16 protein-coding genes are annotated in these 16,475 nt (G+C 69.2%); 7 read left to right on the top strand and 9 right to left on the bottom strand.

All coding sequences use genetic code 11. From position 1 onward, the window contains the following. Positions 1 to 154: 154 nt before the first annotated feature. Positions 155 to 1,402: an ROK family transcriptional regulator gene (locus tag H074_RS03570; protein WP_007028648.1), complete on the bottom strand. Its 1,248-nt coding sequence runs from the start codon at positions 1,400 to 1,402 to the stop codon at positions 155 to 157. A gap of 96 nt (positions 1,403 to 1,498) precedes the next feature. On the opposite strand from H074_RS03570, the gene H074_RS03575 reads away from it, so the two are divergent. Both H074_RS03575 and H074_RS03580 read left to right on the top strand, forming a co-directional pair. Further along, positions 1,499 to 2,887: a GH1 family beta-glucosidase gene (locus H074_RS03575; RefSeq protein ID WP_007028649.1), complete on the top strand. Its 1,389-nt coding sequence runs from the start codon at positions 1,499 to 1,501 to the stop codon at positions 2,885 to 2,887. A gap of 182 nt (positions 2,888 to 3,069) precedes the next feature. Further along, the gene (locus tag H074_RS03580) at positions 3,070 to 3,723 is read left to right on the top strand and encodes a DUF2306 domain-containing protein (RefSeq protein ID WP_007028650.1); all 654 of its coding nucleotides are present in this window, start codon (positions 3,070 to 3,072) and stop codon (positions 3,721 to 3,723) included. Here the strand turns inward: H074_RS03580 and H074_RS03585 are convergent. Together H074_RS03585 and H074_RS03590 are read right to left on the bottom strand one after the other, a co-directional pair. Continuing rightward, the gene (locus H074_RS03585; RefSeq protein WP_007028651.1) at positions 3,695 to 4,837 is read right to left on the bottom strand and encodes an acyl-CoA dehydrogenase family protein; all 1,143 of its coding nucleotides are present in this window, start codon (positions 4,835 to 4,837) and stop codon (positions 3,695 to 3,697) included. The two genes, H074_RS03580 and H074_RS03585, sit on opposite strands and share 29 nt — an antisense overlap. After that, positions 4,834 to 7,185: a bifunctional salicylyl-CoA 5-hydroxylase/oxidoreductase gene (locus tag H074_RS03590; protein ID WP_007028652.1), complete on the bottom strand. Its 2,352-nt coding sequence runs from the start codon at positions 7,183 to 7,185 to the stop codon at positions 4,834 to 4,836. Before H074_RS03590 ends, H074_RS03585 begins: the two co-directional genes overlap by 4 nt. Before the next feature lie 48 nt (positions 7,186 to 7,233). Between H074_RS03590 and H074_RS03595 the strand changes: the two genes are divergently transcribed. Continuing rightward, entirely contained in the window at positions 7,234 to 7,635 is a 402-nt protein-coding gene (locus H074_RS03595) for a RidA family protein (protein WP_007028653.1), read from the top strand. Positions 7,636 to 7,728: 93 nt separating this feature from the next. On the opposite strand, the gene H074_RS03600 is transcribed toward H074_RS03595, so the two are convergent. Continuing rightward, complete coding sequence (locus tag H074_RS03600) at positions 7,729 to 8,586, bottom strand: PaaX family transcriptional regulator (protein WP_007028654.1); 858 nt, start codon at positions 8,584 to 8,586, stop codon at positions 7,729 to 7,731. A 73-nt stretch (positions 8,587 to 8,659) separates the two neighbouring features. On the opposite strand from H074_RS03600, the gene H074_RS03605 reads away from it, so the two are divergent. The 3 genes from H074_RS03605 to H074_RS03615 are packed head-to-tail and all read left to right on the top strand — an operon-like array spanning position 8,660 to position 10,175. Further along, positions 8,660 to 9,331, top strand: coding sequence for a cytochrome P450 family protein (locus H074_RS03605; protein ID WP_051071879.1), 672 nt, complete (start codon positions 8,660 to 8,662; stop codon positions 9,329 to 9,331). A gap of 37 nt (positions 9,332 to 9,368) precedes the next feature. After that, on the top strand, positions 9,369 to 9,719 hold the full coding sequence (locus H074_RS03610; protein WP_007028656.1) for a PLDc N-terminal domain-containing protein: 351 nt from the start codon (positions 9,369 to 9,371) through the stop codon (positions 9,717 to 9,719). A 39-nt stretch (positions 9,720 to 9,758) separates the two neighbouring features. After that, entirely contained in the window at positions 9,759 to 10,175 is a 417-nt protein-coding gene (locus H074_RS03615; RefSeq protein WP_007028657.1) for a nitroreductase family deazaflavin-dependent oxidoreductase, read from the top strand. Positions 10,176 to 10,250: 75 nt separating this feature from the next. Here the strand turns inward: H074_RS03615 and H074_RS03620 are convergent, their stop codons facing one another. After that, positions 10,251 to 11,432, bottom strand: coding sequence for an acyltransferase family protein (locus H074_RS03620; RefSeq protein WP_039921424.1), 1,182 nt, complete (start codon positions 11,430 to 11,432; stop codon positions 10,251 to 10,253). Positions 11,433 to 11,529: 97 nt separating this feature from the next. Beyond that, entirely contained in the window at positions 11,530 to 12,864 is a 1,335-nt protein-coding gene (locus tag H074_RS03625) for an FAD-binding oxidoreductase (RefSeq protein WP_007028659.1), read from the bottom strand. Between the two features lie 70 nt (positions 12,865 to 12,934). Between H074_RS03625 and H074_RS03630 the strand changes: the two genes are divergently transcribed. Further along, positions 12,935 to 13,819 (top strand): LysR family transcriptional regulator, encoded by an 885-nt coding sequence (locus tag H074_RS03630; protein WP_007028660.1) that lies wholly within the window; start codon positions 12,935 to 12,937, stop codon positions 13,817 to 13,819. On the opposite strand, the gene H074_RS03635 is transcribed toward H074_RS03630, so the two are convergent. From H074_RS03635 to H074_RS03645, 3 genes are all read right to left on the bottom strand, one after another. After that, entirely contained in the window at positions 13,788 to 14,897 is a 1,110-nt protein-coding gene (locus H074_RS03635) for a methyltransferase (RefSeq protein ID WP_007028661.1), read from the bottom strand. The genes H074_RS03630 and H074_RS03635 overlap by 32 nt on opposite strands. 125 nt (positions 14,898 to 15,022) lie before the next feature. After that, on the bottom strand, positions 15,023 to 15,847 hold the full coding sequence (locus tag H074_RS03640; RefSeq protein WP_007028662.1) for an NAD(P)H-binding protein: 825 nt from the start codon (positions 15,845 to 15,847) through the stop codon (positions 15,023 to 15,025). Beyond that, a complete protein-coding gene (locus tag H074_RS03645) occupies positions 15,844 to 16,428 on the bottom strand; it encodes an antibiotic biosynthesis monooxygenase (RefSeq protein WP_007028663.1) in 585 nt (194 codons plus the stop codon). The genes H074_RS03640 and H074_RS03645 overlap by 4 nt, the downstream gene beginning before the upstream one ends. Between the last annotated feature and the right edge of the window lie 47 nt (positions 16,429 to 16,475).

Here is a 16,475-nt window from a genome sequence, read left to right on the forward strand (position 1 = left end):
CTCTCTGACCGTTGGGGACCCCGCGCGGCAGGACACGCGAGAGAACGGAAAGCGCTGGCAGAACCACTTTGTTGTGCCTGGCAACAAAGTATGCATGGTCTCTACCACTGCGACAAGATGTCCGGTGAGGTATTTTTCGACCTCGAATTAAGGCTCAGGCGGCCGTGCCCCGCTTCGACCCGGCCGTCCGCGGGTCCGCGCCCTGCTCCAGGAGGGCCGCGACCGGGAGGGTGGCGGCTCCTATGGCGACGGCGTCCGGCCCGAGCTGCCCGAGTTCGATCTCGGTCTGGTCGAACACGTGCGCCAGCGCGTGCTCACCCGCCACCCGCCGGATCTCGGGCAGATACCGCTCGCCGAGCGCCAGCCCGGCCCAGCCACCCAGCACGATCCGCTCCGGGTTGAACAAATTGATCAGGTTGCCGATCCCGGCGCCGAGGTAGCCCGCCGTCTCCTCCAGCACCTTGGCCGCGGCCTTGGACTTGCCCGCGGACTCCAGCAGGGCGGTGAACTGCGTCTGTTCGTCCTCGTCCGAGGCCGTCTTTCCGCCGCGTGCCTTGCGATAGCGGGCGAGGACACCTTCCGCGCCGACGTAGGACTCCAGGCAGCCGCGTGCTCCGCAGCGGCATTCCTGCCCGCCGTAGACGATCGTCGTGTGCCCCCATTCGCCCGCGCTGCTGGTGGAGCCCCGGTAGGTGATGCCGTCGGCGACCACGGCCGCGCCGACCCCGGAGCCGATCAGGACGATCACCGCGTGCCGGGCGCCGCGGCCGGCGCCGAACCACATTTCGCCCTGGCCTTGGGTTTTCGCGCCGTTGTCGACGAACAGCGGCAACTCGACGCCCTCCTCGCGCAGGAGGTCGGTGAGCGGGACTTCTTTCCAGCCGATGGTGGGCGCGTGCACGCGGAGTGCCTCGCCCTGTTCGACGGTGCCGGGGACGCCGACGCCGACACCGAGCACGGTCGCTTCGTCGATTCCCGATTCCGTGATCACTTCCCGGAGTCCGGACGCCACCTGGGCGACGGCGGCGGCCGCGTCCGGCCGGGGCGAAGCGAGGGGATGCTCGACGGTGGCGAGCCGGTTCATGGTGAGGTCGAACAGTTCGACCTTCACCCCGGTCTCGCCGATGTCGACGCCCGCGACATGGCCGTACGCCGGGTCGACACGGAGCAGGACGCGCGGCCTGCCGCCGTCGGATTCGACCAGTCCGGCTTCGACGATGAGGCGTTCTTCACCGAGTTCGGCGGTCACGTTGCTGACGGTCGCGGCGCTCAAACCGGTCAGGCCGCTCAATTCGTGGCGGCTGAGCGGGCCGTCGAAGTAGAGTTTCGACAGCAGGAGGGAACGGTTGTGCCGCCGCAGGTCACGGACGGTGGTGCGCTTGGCAGGCATGCGGATACCCATCTTATGGCGGCGGACCTTTCCAGGATGCCCCACGACCTTATCCTCCGCCATGTATCAACTGGTGAAATAAGGCGGGCGCGCCGGGAAGAGGGGGCCATGACGGAGGACGACGAGCTCATCGGCACCTTGCCGCCGGACTTCCGGTGGGGTGTCGGCAGCTCGGCGTACCAGATCGAAGGCGCGGTCGCCGAAGACGGACGAACACCGTCCATTTGGGACACCTACGCCCAGTCCCCGTGGTCCGTCGACAACGGGGACACCGGCGAGGTCGCTTGCGACCACTACCACCGGATGCCCGACGACATCGCGCTGATCAAGGAACTCGGGGTCGACACCTACCGGTTCTCCGTTTCCTGGACCCGCGTGCAGCCGCGCGGGCGCGGCGGCGTCAACCCCGCCGGGATCGCCTTTTACGACCGGCTGGTCGACGAACTGCTCAACAACGGCATCGATCCCTGGCTGACGCTGTACCACTGGGATCTGCCGCAGCACCTCGAAGACGCGGGCGGCTGGCCCGCGCGGGACACCGCTGTCCGGTTCGCCGACTACGCGATGCTCGTGTTCGAGCGGCTGAGCGACCGTGTCCATTACTGGACCACGCTGAGCGAGCCGTGGTGCACGGCCATGCACGGCTACGTCCACGGGGTGATGGCGCCCGGCCGCCGGGACGCGAAGGCGGGGATGGCGGCGGCGCATCACCTGCTGCTCGGCCACGGTCTCGCCGTGCGGCGGATGCGGGAACTCGCGCCGCCCGGTACGAAGTTCGGCATCACGCTCAACCTGAGCACGGCCGACCCGGCCACCCCCAGCGAGGCCGATCGTGCGGCCGCCCGCTTCGAGGATGGGCTCGGGACGAGGTTCTACCTCGACGCGCTCGTGCACGGCCGGTACCCGGAGGACGTCCTCGAGACCCTCGCGCGGCAGGGTATCCGCCTGCCGTCCGAGCCGTGGGATCCGTCGATCATCGCGGCGCCGCTCGATTTCCTCGGCGTCGACTACTACTTCGGAACGCGGTACTCGGGGGTCGAGGAGAACGGGAACGCGGTGGAGCACTTCGGGATACCCACGTTCCGCAAGGTCCCGTTCGGGGCGCCGTCGACGGTGCTGGGCTGGGAGATCCTGCCGCACAAGCTCACCGAACTGCTCGTCCGGATCAGCCGGGACTACCCCGGCCTGCCGCTTTACGTCACCGAGAACGGCGCCGCGTTCGCCGACGTCCCCGACGAGACCGGATTCGTCCGCGACGACGACCGCGCCGCGTACCTGTCCGCGCACATCGCCGCCACCGCCGCCGCGCGGCAGGCGGGCGCGGACGTCCGCGGCTATTTCGCTTGGTCCTTTTTGGACAGTTTCGAATGGGCTTACGGCTACGCGAAGCGGCTCGGCCTGGTCCGGGTCGACCGTGCGACGCAGGCGCGGACGATCAAGCAGAGCGGGCTGGTCTACCGCGACCTCGTCCAGCGGGTGCGAGGCGGCCGGCGGTAGGGCTTGCTCCACCACTGAACCGGCGGCCCGCTCCATTCTTCCCGATGACCTCGCGTCCTAGGTTCGGCAGCGGAAAGTTCTCGCCGGTACCGGAAACGTGGGGGACAGTGATGACCGTCAGGCTCGAACGGCGTGACCAGCCGGAGACAGCGCCACGAAAAACGTGGTGGCGAAGGGCAGGGATGGCGCCGCTGGGGCCGATGGCCGTCATCGTCGTGGTGTTCCTGGCCTTTTCGATGCCGCCGTATCTGTCGTTGGACCCGTCACAGTCGCGGGTGCCGCAGCCGCCGGGGTTCACGTCGCACTACTGGTTCCTCTCGGCGCACGTGCTGTTCGGCTCGATCGCGATGGTCTCCGCGCTGCTCCAGATCTGGCCGTGGTTCCGGGCGAAGTACCCGGCGGTGCACAGGAAGCTCGGCCGGGTGTACGTCTTCGCAGGGGTGCTACCGGCCGGATTGATGGCGCTGACCGTGGGCGCGATGAGCCCGTTCGGCCCGACGACGCGGGTGGCCAATGTCGTCGCCGGGGTGCTGTGGCTGGCGTGCACGTTCGCCGGCTGGCGCGCGGCACGGCAGCGCCGGTTCGGCGACCACCGTCGCTGGATGATCCGCAGTTTCGCCTTGACCATGTCGATCATCGTCAGCAGGGTGGTCGGGCCGATCGCGATGATCACGCTGGAACCTCAGCTGGAGACCACGTTCGGCGGCAGCGAGATCGCCTTCTCGCAATCGGTCGCCGCGATCACGGCCTGGCTGAGCCCGACGCTGGTCATGATCGCCACGCAGTGGTACCTCGATCGCCGTCCGGTCAAGAAGAAGTCAGCGATCGCGCGATGATCGTCCGCTGCACTTCGGAGGCGCCTTCGTAGATCCGCGGCGCCCGGACCTCCCGGTAGAGGTGTTCGAGCAGATGCCCTCGCCGCAGCGCCCGGGCGCCGTGGATCTGCACGGCCGAGTCGACGACGTACTGGGCGGTCTCGGTGGCGAACAGCTTCGCCATCGCGGCCCGGCCCGCGAGATTCCGCTCGCCCGCGTCGTACGCTGCCGCAGCGGCGTAGACGAGCAGACGCGAAGCCTCGGTACGGGTCGCCATTTCGGCCAGGGTGTGGGCCACGGTCTGCTGTTTCAGCAACGGCCCGCCGAACGCCACCCGGGTCTGGGCGTGGGCGACGGCGGTGTCGAGCGCGGCCTGCGCCATCCCGACGGCGAACGCGCCGACACTCGGCCGGAACAGGTCCAGGGTCCGCATGGCGACACCGAAACCGCGGTCCTGCTCGCCGAGCAGTTCGCCCCGTTCCACGCGGACGCCGTCGAACACGAGGGTGCCGATCGGATGCGGGCTGACGAGGTCGAGGTGCTCGCCCGACAGTCCGGCGCGATCGGCGGGGACGACGAACGCGGAGACCCCGCGCGATCCCGCTTCCGGCGTGGTGCGGGCGAAAACGCTGTAGAAATCGGCCTCGGGGGCGTTGGAGATCCACATCTTCTCGCCGGTGAGACGCCAGCCGTCACCGTCGGGTTCGGCGGCGAGTTCCAGCGCCGCCGCGTCCGAGCCCGCGTTCGGTTCGGTGAGCGCGAAAGCGGCGACGGCGTCACCCGCGGCCACGGCGGGAACCCATTTCGCGACCTGCGGGTCCTGACCGGACTGAAGCACCGGATACGTGCCCAAACCCTGCAGTGCCAACGCCGTTTCGGCTTCGGTGCTCTGACTCGCGAGCGATTCCCGCAGGATGCAGAGATCCGTCGCGGCCGCCTCCCGGCTCGGGCTGCCGCCGTCGACACCGGGGAACAGCCGGGAGAGCAGGCCGAGCGCGCCCATTTCCTTGAGCAGCGGCCGGTTGACCGCGCCCTCGGTGCCGGATTCGGCCAGCGGGCGGAGCTTTTCGGCACCCAGCCGCCGGACTTCCTTGGCGAAGGCCTGCTGTTCGGGGCTCAGTGCGAAGGCGGTCATCGGTCGCTCCCAGGTCGCCAGCGGGCGTGCGCGGTACCGGGTTCCCCCGAGCGCAGCAGTTCCAGCCGTGGTTTCGGCCCGTCGGTGCGGCCGCCCTGCGGTTTCCGGCTGCCGGCCGCGAACTGCTTCGGCCACGGCATCGGATAGCCCTGTTCGGCGGCGGCGTGAAGTGTCCACTGTGGATCGTAGAGGTGGGTTCTGCCGAGCGCGCACAGATCCGCGCGGCCAGCGAGGATCAGCGAGTTGACGTCGTCGTAGGAGGAGATCGCGCCGACGGCGATCACCGCGATCCCGTACTCGCGCCCGATCTCGTTGCGGATCCGGTCGGCGTACGGTGTCTGATAACTGCGGCCGTACTCGGGCTTCTCCTCGCTGACGACCTGACCGGTCGACACGTCGATGCCGTCGGCGCCGTGCTCGGCGAACGCGCGGGCGATCTCGACGGCGTCGTCGACGTCGATTCCGCCGTCGTACCAGTCGGTCGCGGAGATGCGGACCGTCATCGGCCGCTCCGCGGGCCAGGCCGCGCGGACGGCGTCGAAGACTTCGAGCGGGAAACGCAGCCTGTTCTCCAGCGAGCCGCCGTATTCGTCGGTGCGCCGGTTGGTCAGCGGGGACAGGAACGACGACAGCAGATAGCCGTGCGCGCAGTGCAGTTCGAGGAGGTCGAACCCGGCGCGCGCGGCGGCACCGGCGGCGTGGGCGAACTGGTCGCGGATCTCGGCCAGTTCGGGTTTCGTGAGTTCGCGTGGGGTCTGATTCGCTTCGCTGTACGGGATCGGGGACGGGCCGCAGATCTCCCAGTTGCCCTTCGGCAGCGGCTGGTCGATGCCGTCCCACATCAGTTTCGTGGAACCCTTGCGTCCCGAATGGCCCAGCTGGACACCGATGCGTGCGGGGGTGTGGCCGTGGACGAAATCGGTGACCCGCGCCCAGGCTCGTTCCTGTTCGCCGGTGTACAGGCCGCCGCAACCCGGGGTGATGCGGCCGGTTTCGGAGACGCAGACCATCTCCGTCATCACCAGCCCGGCGCCGCCGAGCGCCTTGCTTCCCAGGTGTACCAAGTGGAAATCGGTCGGGACACCCTCCTCGGAGGAGTACATGTCCATCGGCGAGACGACGACGCGGTTCGGCAGGTCCAGGTTCCCGATCCGGAACGGCTGGAACATCGGCGGCCGGACATCGGAGTCCAAAGTGGACGCGAACCAGGTGTCCAGTTCTGCGGCGAATTCGGGGTCGCGCAGCCGGAGGTTGTCGTAGGTGACGCGACGGCTGCGGGTGAGGATGTTGAACGCGAACTGCGCCGGATCCTGGTGGGTGTACTGGCCCATGTTCTCGAACCATTCCAGGCTCGCCTGCGCGGCACGCTGGGTCGAAGTGACGACGGGCCGTCGTTCCGCCTCGTAGGCTTTCAGCGCGCTGTCCCTATCGGACTGCTCGTGGAGGCAGGCGGCGAGCGCGAGCGCGTCCTCCATGGCGAGTTTCGTGCCGGAGCCGATGGAGAAATGCGCCGTGTGCGCGGCGTCGCCGAGCAGGACGACGTTCTCGTGCCGCCAGCTCGCGCAGCGCACGGTGGCGAACGCGGTCCACTTCGAGTTGTTGGCGAACACCTGGTGGCCGCCGAGGACGTCCGCGCAGAGTTCGCGGATGACCTCGATCGACTTCTCGTCGCTCTCGCCTGGTGCCAGCGCGGTCGCGGCGATGTCGCCGAAAGCGCGCTGCCAGACGTCCTCGTGCAGTTCGAGGATGAACGTGCTCGCGGTGTCGCTGTACGGGTAGCCGTGGATCTGCATGATCCCGTGCGGGGTCTCCAGGACGTGGAACTTGAAGGCGTCGAAGACGAGGTCCGTGCCGAGCCAGATGTACTTGCAGCGCCTGGTCTGAAGGCTCGGCCGGAAGCTTTCGGCGAGGGCGTCGCGGGTCGGCGAGTTGACGCCGTCCGCCGCGACGACGAGGTCGTACTCGGCGCTCGCTTCGGCCGCGCTCGGTGCCGCGGTGCGGAAACGCACGTCCACACCGAGTTCCGCGCAGCGTTCCTGGAGGATGCCGAGCAGCCGTTTGCGGCTCATCGCGGCGAACCCATGCCCGCCGGAGGTGTGCACCGTGCCGCGGAAGTGGACGTCGATGTCGTCCCAGCGCGCGAACTCCCGGCGCATGGCGGCGTGGATCACCGGATCGGCGTGCTCGATCCCGCCGAGCGTCTCGTCGGAGAACACCACACCGAACCCGAAGGTGTCGTCGGGCGCGTTGCGCTCCCAGACGGTGATCTCGTGATCGGGATGGAGCTGTTTCGCCAGCGTGGCGAAGTAGAGCCCCGCCGGGCCGCCGCCTAACACCGCGATACGCACGTCGCTCAGGGTATGTCGCGGTATGTACGACCGTCAACGATGCGGGATATGCTGACCCGTATGGAGCGCATCAACCCGCCCGGGCTCGGCCGTCCCTCCGGCTTCTCGCACGCCGTCGCGGCGAGTGGCCGGTTCGTCTTCCTCGCCGGTCAGACGGCGCTGGACGAGGAGAACCGCATCGTCGGCGACGGCGTGGTCGAGCAGTTCGAACGCGCGTTGTCCAACCTGCTCACCGCGTTGCGCGCGGCGGGCGGGCAACCGTCGGATCTGTGCAGCGTGACCATCTACATCGTCGACATGGACGACTACCGCGCCCACGCTCGCGAGATCGGCGCGGTGTGGAAGCGGCTGGCCGGGAGCGAGTACCCCGCGATGGCGGGGATCGGCGTCAGCCGGCTCTGGGACGTGGAGGCGCTGGTGGAAGTTCAGGGCTTCGCCGTGGTCGCGTAGTTGACCCAGGTCCGTGAAGGCCTCCTTCACTACCTTCAGGGTAGGCAAGGAGGCCTTCACGGCCGTGCGGGCGGTAGAGGGAGCAGGAGTCCTTCAGCACACGTCGGGCAGTGTCCGCGACACGTGCGCGGCCGCGGCCTCGCCCAGCCGCGAGTGCAGCGTGAAGAACAGGTCCGCGGCCCGGATCCCGGCCCAGCCCGGCGGCAGCAGTTCGGCGGGCAGGCCAGGGTCGAGGTAGGGCAGCCGCCGCCAGTCGGTCAGCACACGGACGTAGTCGGCGAACGCTTCGGCCTCGTCCGTGGTCTTGCGCCGCTGCCACCGCCGGAGAGCGGCCGCGTGCTCGTCGAGGAAGGCGGTGTACAGCGACTCGAGCTGGTCGAGGTCCCACCAGTCTCGGATCTTCTCCCGCACGTCGCCGAACGCGAGGTGCTCGGCGTGGAAGAGGTCGGCGTAACCCTCCAGTTCGAGCCGTCGCAGCATGTCCGAGGTCGCGTCGCGCAGATGCGCCGGCGCGATCCAGACGCCGGACGACGCGGTCCCGAAGCCGAGCCGGGCGAGCTGTGTGCGAAGAACGTGCCTTTTGTGCCGTTCGGCTTCCGGCACGGAGAACACCGCGAGCAGCCAGCCGTCACCGGGGGCGGCGCGTTTGCGGCGGAAGATCCGCTCGTCACCTTCACGCAGGATCGCCAGCGCGGTTTCGGAAAGCTCGTAACCGGCGGCCCCGTTCCGGCGTACCGCGGAAAGGATCCCGCGCCGTTTCAGCCGGGAGATGGACGACCGGACGGCCGGCTCCTCGACGTCCACGCCGGCCAGCAGGTCGATCAGGGAACGGACGGAAAGCCAGCCGCCCTCACCACGCGAGTAGAGGCCGTACACGGTCACGATCAACTGGCGCGGTTGCGCCGTTCGCCCCGCGCCGTCGACTTCGGTTGCCTCCGACACGGCCGTCACCCGGTCACCATAACAACGACGATGAGCCCATGTTTCGGCCGTGACCGAAGCGTTCCGCACTTAGCGTCACGGTATGGAGAATCCGTTGATCGAAGCGCCCGTCCCGCCGGTGCCCCAGGACGTCGAGCCGGGTGGTGTCCGGTGGTTGCGGGCGAACGTCGCCCGGTTCAGCCGTCCGGAGGACCACGCGCGGCGGAGGGCACTGGTGCTCGCCGAGCTGGCGCGGATGGATTCTTTGCGTGACAAGGCTTTCGCGTTCGCCCGTGAATTACGGGACGGACCGGTGGAGCGGACCGTGTGGACGGTTCCGGTCGCCGTGCTGGCCGCCGAACTCGGCCTGCCGGACGTTTCCCGCGACGTCGCGAAGGTTGCCGGCGCCTACCACCCGCACACGGAAATCGGGACCGATGCCGAAGAAGCCATGCGGCGGCTGGTCGAGACCTGTGGTGACGTCGACGAGCGGACGGCCGCGCGGATCGGGCTCCTGGTACAGGCGTGCGACGCGACGGCCAAGCTGCTCGGCAAGGCGCTGGCCGCCCACCGGCCCGATGAGGACGTCGAAAGCCTGCTCGACCGGGTCCTGCGCGAGGATCCGCCGGTCCGGATCACCCGGCGGTGGGTGGGTGGCGAAGTGGTCGAGGTGGACCTGTCGGAACGTCCGTTCGGAGCAGGGCCGAAACAGTGCCCTGGAGAAACGCAGGCGCGACAAGTGGCCGCGGGAATTCTCGACGCCCTCTTGTGCTAAGAATTACCCCGGTCATCTGGAACTGGGGAGTCTTTCGATGCTGTATTTCAATGGTTTCTTCGGCGTTCTCGCGCTCGGTCTGTGGATCTTCTGCATCGTCGACGTGATCACCACGGACGAGGGGTCGTGCCGCAACATGCCCAAGGGGATGTGGCTGCTGCTGGTGCTGATCGTCCCGTTGATCGGCTCGATCGTCTGGCTGGTCGCCGGTCGTCCGCAGCACGCCGTCCGCGCCCCGCGCGGCCGCTACGAACGTGAGACACCGGCGTTCCCGGAGTACGACCGGCCGGGCCGGTTCGCCGCGACGAGCGCCGCGGACGACGAAGAGTTCCTGCGCAAGTGCCGTGAGCGCGCCGAGGAGCAGCGCCGCAAGGCCCGTGAAGGCTGAGTAGCCTCGGTGCCGAGGAGATCGACACTGGAGGAGAACATGTCCGACACGCTCGACTGGAACAAGAACATCATCAAGGAGTTCCGCGAGAACGAGGGGAAGGTGGGCGGACCGTTCGAGGGCGGCTCCCTGCTGCTGCTCACCACTATCGGGGCGAAAAGCGGCGAGCCGCGCACGTCGCCGCTCGCGTACGCGGAGGAGGACGGCAAGTACGTCGTCGCCGCGTCGTACGCCGGGGCGGACAAGAACCCGGCCTGGTATCACAACATCTTGGCGAACCCGAAGGTCACCGTCGAGGTCGGCACGGAGAAGTTCGACGCGATCGCGACGGTCGTGCTCGAAGACCGCGCCGAGCGTGACCGTCTCTACGCGAAGATGGTCAGCACGATGCCGGGCTTCGCCGACTACGAGAAGAAGACCGACCGGGTGATCCCGGTCGTCACGATCTCGCGCTGATCCGCCCGCATTCAGTCCTCTGAATGCGGTACTTGCGCGTGCAACTACCGCATCCAGAGGACGAAACGCGGGAGGTCAGCGCGCGCCGCTGGGGGCTTCGACGGCGTCCGGCCGCTTGAGTTCGGCCTCGGCCGCACGCAGCGCCTTGCGCTCCTGGCGGCGCGCGATCAGCTTCTTGCCGGTGAGGATCATCGGCTGCTCCACCCAGCGGTGGATCAGGTCCGCGATCCCGAGCCCGACCGCGAACACCGTCAGCGCGCTGATCATCCGGTGCTCGCCCAGCGGCGGGATCGCCGCGACCACGGCGAAGTGCACCGGGCCCTGCAGCAGGTACAGGGAGTACGAGCGCTCACCGACGAACCGCATCACCTTCGTGGCCAGCAGCCGGCGCAGCGGACCCGGCGAGACGAGCACGACCAGCAACATCGCCGAGAGCAGGCCGTAGGCGATCAGCAGGCCCAGGTTGCTGCCGGTCTCCCACCACAGGCTTTCCATGTTGACGTGCAGCACGGCGAAGGCGCCGAACACCGGGATCGCCGCGAGCGGATGGGTCAGCGGTTTGATCACCGCGAAAGACCGGCGGTAGTGCATCGCGATCGCCAGCACGCAGCCGATCAGCAGGATCGCGTAGTGCACGGTCGACCGGTAGATCGGCACCTGCGGCCCGTTGAGCACCCAGCCGCTGGTGACGCCCACCAGCCCGGCCATCAGCGCGAACGCGGCGAACGCCAGCGCGAGCTTGCGCCAGGCGGCGGCCAGCCCGACCGCGCCCGCGACCACCAGCAGGAACGGCCAGACCAGGTAGAACTTCTCCTCGATGCCCAGCGTCCACGAGCCGCTGAAGAAGTTGTCCGGGCCGTTCGGCTTGCTGCCGGGCAGGAACTCGTTGAAGAAGGTCAGGTAGTACTTCAGCGCGTGCGGGAGTTCGCGGGTGAAGAACTCCCCGCGCAGCCACACGAACACGACGATCCCGCCGAGGATCACCAGGTACGGCGGCAGGATCCGGAACACCCGGCGCAGGTAGAACGCCGAAAGCGAGATCCGGCCGGTCCGGTCCTGTTCACGCAACAGCAGCGTCGTGATCAGGAAACCGGACAGCACGAAGAAGATGTAGACACCGACCCAGCCGGACAGCCAGCTCCACTTCGGGCCCGCGAAGTGGAAGAGGATCACGATGGTGGCCGCGATCGCGCGCAGCCCGTCGAGCGCGGGGAACCGACGCATGGCGAGGAACTCGTCATGGTCCAAAGTGCGCACAGTGCCCCCTAATGGCGGTATCGGCCCGGAAGTATACGGGTGCCGTTCACTGTGCCTTCGTCCCGGATAGGCGCCCTCTACCAGCGGATTTCGAAGATCACCCAGCGTCACGCGCCGGTTCGACGTTATGTGTCAGCCGGAAGCGGTTCGCCGGGTCGACGGCCGCCTTGATCTCGGCGAGCCGCCGCAGATCGGCCGGGGAGTACACCTTGGCCGCTTCGTCGCCCGCGCCGCTCTCGCCGTAGACGAAGGTCAGCAGTTTGCCGGTCGACCAGGGCTTCAGCGCGTCGAACAGCTTCCCGTGGGCCGCCTTGATCCCGGCCATGCCGTCGTCGTCCACTACGGAAAGTGCCCGGACGGTGAAGCGGGCTTCACGGTCCCAGCCGACCCCGGGGTGCTCGGGCATGTCGGACAGCGCGCCGCCGAGCAGGTCCAGCAGGACGACGGTCGGCACCGGGGCGTCCGGGCCGGCGTGTTCGAGGATCGCGTCGAGCATCGTGTCGTTGAGTTCGGACACGGTGGCGTTGTCGGCGCGGTAACCGTGCGGGAACGGCGGCTCGTTCGCGATCTTGCCCGATTCGGTGAACGGGATCTCGGCGAGCGTGTCACCCAGCACGGGGGCGGCGGCGCGCAAGGGCTCGAGCAGGCGTTCGCCCTCGGCGGCGTCGCCGAGGAAGGCGATCCGGACCTGCGCGACATGCTGCCCGCGCAGCGGCTCGGGCACCATCGGCAGATCCGGCATCGGGACCATGGCGAGCGAAGACGTCATCTCACGCGGCATCTCCGCCGCCCAGTCGCGCCAGGCGTGGAGCGCCGCGGACAGTGATCCGGTGCCGAAGTGCAGGCTGCCGCCGTACAGCCGGGTGACCGGGACGAGCCGGAATTCGAGCGCGGTGACGATCCCGAAGTTGTCGCGGCCGCCGCGCAGTGCCCAGAACAGATCGCGTTCGGTGTCCGGGGTCGCGCGGCGGAGTTCACCGTCGGCGGTCACGACCTCGATCGCGGTCACCTGGTCGGCGGCCGGACCGTACTTGCGGCCGAGCAGGCCGAACCCGCCGCCGAGGGTGTAGCCGACGACGCCGACGCCGGGGAAGGAGCCGCTCAGCGGCGCCAGCCCGTGCTCCGCGGCCGCATCGATGACCGCACCCCAGCGCACGCCCGCTTCGACCCGTGCGATCCCCTCGTCGATCCGGATCCCGGTCATGCGGTGGGTGGTGACGAGGACGCCGCCCTCGAAGGGGACGCCCACACCGTGCCCGGTCGAGTGGACGGCGATCGGGAGGTCGTGCTCGCCGGCGTGACGGACGGCCTCGACGACGTCGGCGGCCGAAGCGGCGGGCACGATGACGTCGGGACGGCGGAGCACCGCGGTCTGGAAACCGGCGAGTTCGTTGTCGTAATCCGGGTCGGCGGAGCGGAGCATCTTGGTCATGACACCAGCGTGATCTCGATTCGGCCAGAAGTCCAAGATCTAGTTTGTCTGCGAACTAGAATCATCGGTTATGGAACTGCGTCAGCTCGAATACTTCGTCGCGGTGGCCGAGGAAGCGAACTTCACCCGGGCCGCCGAGCGGCTGCACGTCGCGCAGCCCGGCGTCAGCGCCCAGATCCGCCGTCTCGAACGCGAACTCGGGCAGCCGTTGCTCGACCGGTCGGCCAGGGCGGTGCGGCTGACCGAGGTCGGTGCCGCCGCGCTCCCGCACGCGCGGGCCGCGCTCGCCGCCGTCGCCGGGGTGCGGCAGGCGGTCGACGACCTCACCGGGCTGGTCCGCGGCCAGGTCGCGATGGGCATGGTGTCCTCGCGTGGCCCGGTCAACCTGCCGGATCTGCTCGCGCGCTTCCACGAGCGTCACCCGGCGGTCGACATCACGCTCGCCGAGGCGACCTCCGACGTCCTGCTCGCGGGTGTCGCCGACGGCCGGTTCGACATCGCGCTGATCGGGCTTTCCGGTGAACCGCCGCCAGGGATCGGGTTCGAGGTCGTCCTCGACGAGCCGCTCGTCGCCATCTCCGGGCCGGACGATCCGCTCATCGGGCAGGCCACGATCACGCTGTCGGAGCTGGAGAGCCGTTCGCTGGTGAGCCTGCCGAAGGGCACCGGCATGCGCGCGATCGTCGACGCGGCGTTCCTCGCCGACAGCGCGCAGCCGCGGGTGACACTGGAGGCGGGCGATCCGAACGTCGTCGCCGAACTGGTCGGGCGCGGGCTCGGCGTCGCCGTGGTGCCGATGTCGCTGGCGACGCATTACACGAGACTGCATGCCATGAAGATCACGCGGCCCGCCGGACTGCGGGCGAAACTGGCGCTGGCCTGGCGGACGGAGGGGCCGGTCAGCCCCGCCGCCCGCGTGTTCATCAGTCAGGCGCGGGCGCTGCTCGGGTTGTGAGCCGCCCCGTTTTCAGTCGCCACAGCGAGGTCACCTCCTTCGCCCGGGCGGCGTGCAACGGATCGCGCGGATCGGCGGCCCGCGGATGCCTCGGCCGGATGTCCTCCCTGCCAAGGACTTCGAGGCCGGACCGCTCGAGCGCGTCGAGGAGTTCTCCGCGCCGGCGCAGGCCCAGCAGTTCGGCGAGGTCGGACAGGATCAGCCACGCCTCCCCGCCGGGTTCGAGGTGCCGCGGCAGCCGGTCGAGGAACGCCTTCAGCATCCGGCTTCCCGGGTCGTAGACGGCGCGTTCGAGCGGGGTGTGCGCGCGGGCGGGCAGCCAGGGCGGATTGCAGACGATCAGCGGTGCGCGGCCTGGTGGGAACACGTCCGCTTCAAGGGTTTCGAGCCCGCTGAAGCCGAGCCGGGCGAAGTTCTCCCGCGCGCAGGCGAGCGCGCGGGGTTCGTTGTCCGTCGCCACCACGCGTTCGACTCCCCGGTGCGCGAGGACCGCGGCGAGCACACCGGTCCCGGTGCCGATGTCGAAGGCGAGTTCCTTGGCGGGCAAAGGAGTTCTCGCCACCAAATCGACGTACTCGCCGCGGACGGGGGAGAAGACCCCGTGGTGCGGGTGGATCCTCGCGCCGAGCGCCGGGATCTCGACGCCCTTCACGCGCCATTCGTGCGCGCCGACGACGCCGAGCAGTTCGCGCAAGGACACCAGCGACGCGGCTTTGGACGGCCCGTAGACCTCGGTGCAGGCCTCGCGCACGTCCGGCCCGCGGCGCAACGGCAGGACGTGGCCCGGGTCCAGCGGGACCAGCAGCCTGCCGAGGATCCGCGCCCGGCGTGACTGCTGGTTCCGCTGCTCCTGAAAGGGTTTCCCGGTCGCCGTGCCGCACCGCCGGGACAACGCGGTGAGCAGGTTCCGCGCGCCGGGGAAGTCGCCGTACCAGGCGAGACCGGTGCCGGACGCGGCGAGCCGGAACGCCTCGCCGGCGGTGATGCGATCGTCGACGGCGACGACGGTCCGGGGCATTCTCGTGCCGACGGTGGTCAGCCAGCGCCGACCACCGTCCTTTATGGACAGGGGGTTCATGTTTTCCGTTCCTGGATCCGCCCGCGGCGAAGAGACCCCGCGGGCGTGGCTCGTCGGGGGACAAGGTCGGGAACGGCGGTTAGTGGACCACCGCGGCATGAACCGGTGTCGACACGAAGCCGAGTTTAGCGGAACGACGCGGCGTGATCGGCCGCCCAGATCTCGAAGTCCAGCCCCGGCCTGCCGGTGACCTCCTGGACGGTCGAGGTGACCACGCCCGGATTCTTCACCAGCTCCCGGAATCCGGCCAGCATCGTGTCGACGATGAAGTCCGGCATCTTGGCGAGCATGGCCGCGCGTGCCTCCTCCGGCGGGATCTCCTCCCAGCGCGCCGGACGGCCCGCGGCCTCGCCGATGATCCGGACCTGCTCGATCTGCGTCATCGGCCGCGTGCCGGTGAGCGCGTACTTCGCCCCCGCGTGCCCGTCGCCGGTCAGCGCTTCGACGGCCACCGCGGCGATGTCCCGCTCGTGGATCATCGTCATGGCCGCCTCGCCGTACGCGCCGCGGACGACGCCGCCCGCGCGGATCGACGGTGCCCATCCGAGTGCGTTCGCCGCGAACGCATGCGGCCGCAGGAAGGTCCACTCCACGCCCGCGGCTTCGATCGCCTCCTCGACGGTGCGATGCCAGGCGCCGATGGCGTTGTCCTGCTCCGTCAGGGAATCGTCGACGGCGCCCGAGGAAAGGAACACGACGCGTTTCACCCGCTCCCCGAGCAGCGACACCGTCGGCACCAGTGCCTCGGCGGATCCGGCGAGCATCAGGAACACCGTGTCCACGCCGTCGAGCGCCGGCGCGATCGTTTCCGGTTTCGCCAGGTCTCCGCGGACCCCGTCCGGTGGTGGGTTCCGGCTCAGCGCCCGGACCGGGACGTCCTTCGCCCGCAACTCGGTGACCACTCGCGAGCCGACGTTGCCCGTCGCGCCGGCGACCAGGATCGGCTTCATGCCGCCACCGCCGAGAAGATCGGGCGGTACCGCTTGACCGACCCGCCCGACATCCCCGGGTAGGTCTGCACCTTCTTCCACACGTCCGTCGTCCCGATGCCGTCGGCGCCGGGCGCCACGAGGGCGGCGAGGTGGGCTTCGGCGCTCGCCCATTCGGCGTAGTTCAGCACCCGGGTCCCGTCGGTGCTCACGTGGAAGAACCCCGAGATCCCGCCTTCCGGCAGCGCGGGTTCCGACGCCATCGCTTCGAAGACGAGGTCGATCCAGTCGCGCTGCCGCCGCTCGTCGGGTCCCTCGAATTCGACCGAGACGATCACGAGGCAGCCGGGCGTCCCCTCGCGGCGCTGTCCGCGGTAGAGCTGGAACACGGGCGCGCCGTCGAGGCCTTGGATGGCGTCTTCGCTGGTCCACTGCTCGTAAGTGAAGGCGCCGTCGTGGTCGATGCCTTCGTACGCGGTGAAGGAAACGAGCCCTTCGTGGCTTTTGAACGCCGCCCGTGCCGCGTCGGCGTCCGGCCATTCCCGCGCCACCGCGACCGTCGCCTCGGCCGGCGTCGGCCAATGTCCTTTGTGGATGGTCATTTCGGAGGTCCCTTGTGCTGTCATGTCTCCAGCATCGAACTTAAACA

It is taken from the genome of Amycolatopsis decaplanina DSM 44594 (assembly GCF_000342005.1).
In the GTDB taxonomy this organism is placed as follows: domain Bacteria; phylum Actinomycetota; class Actinomycetes; order Mycobacteriales; family Pseudonocardiaceae; genus Amycolatopsis; species Amycolatopsis decaplanina.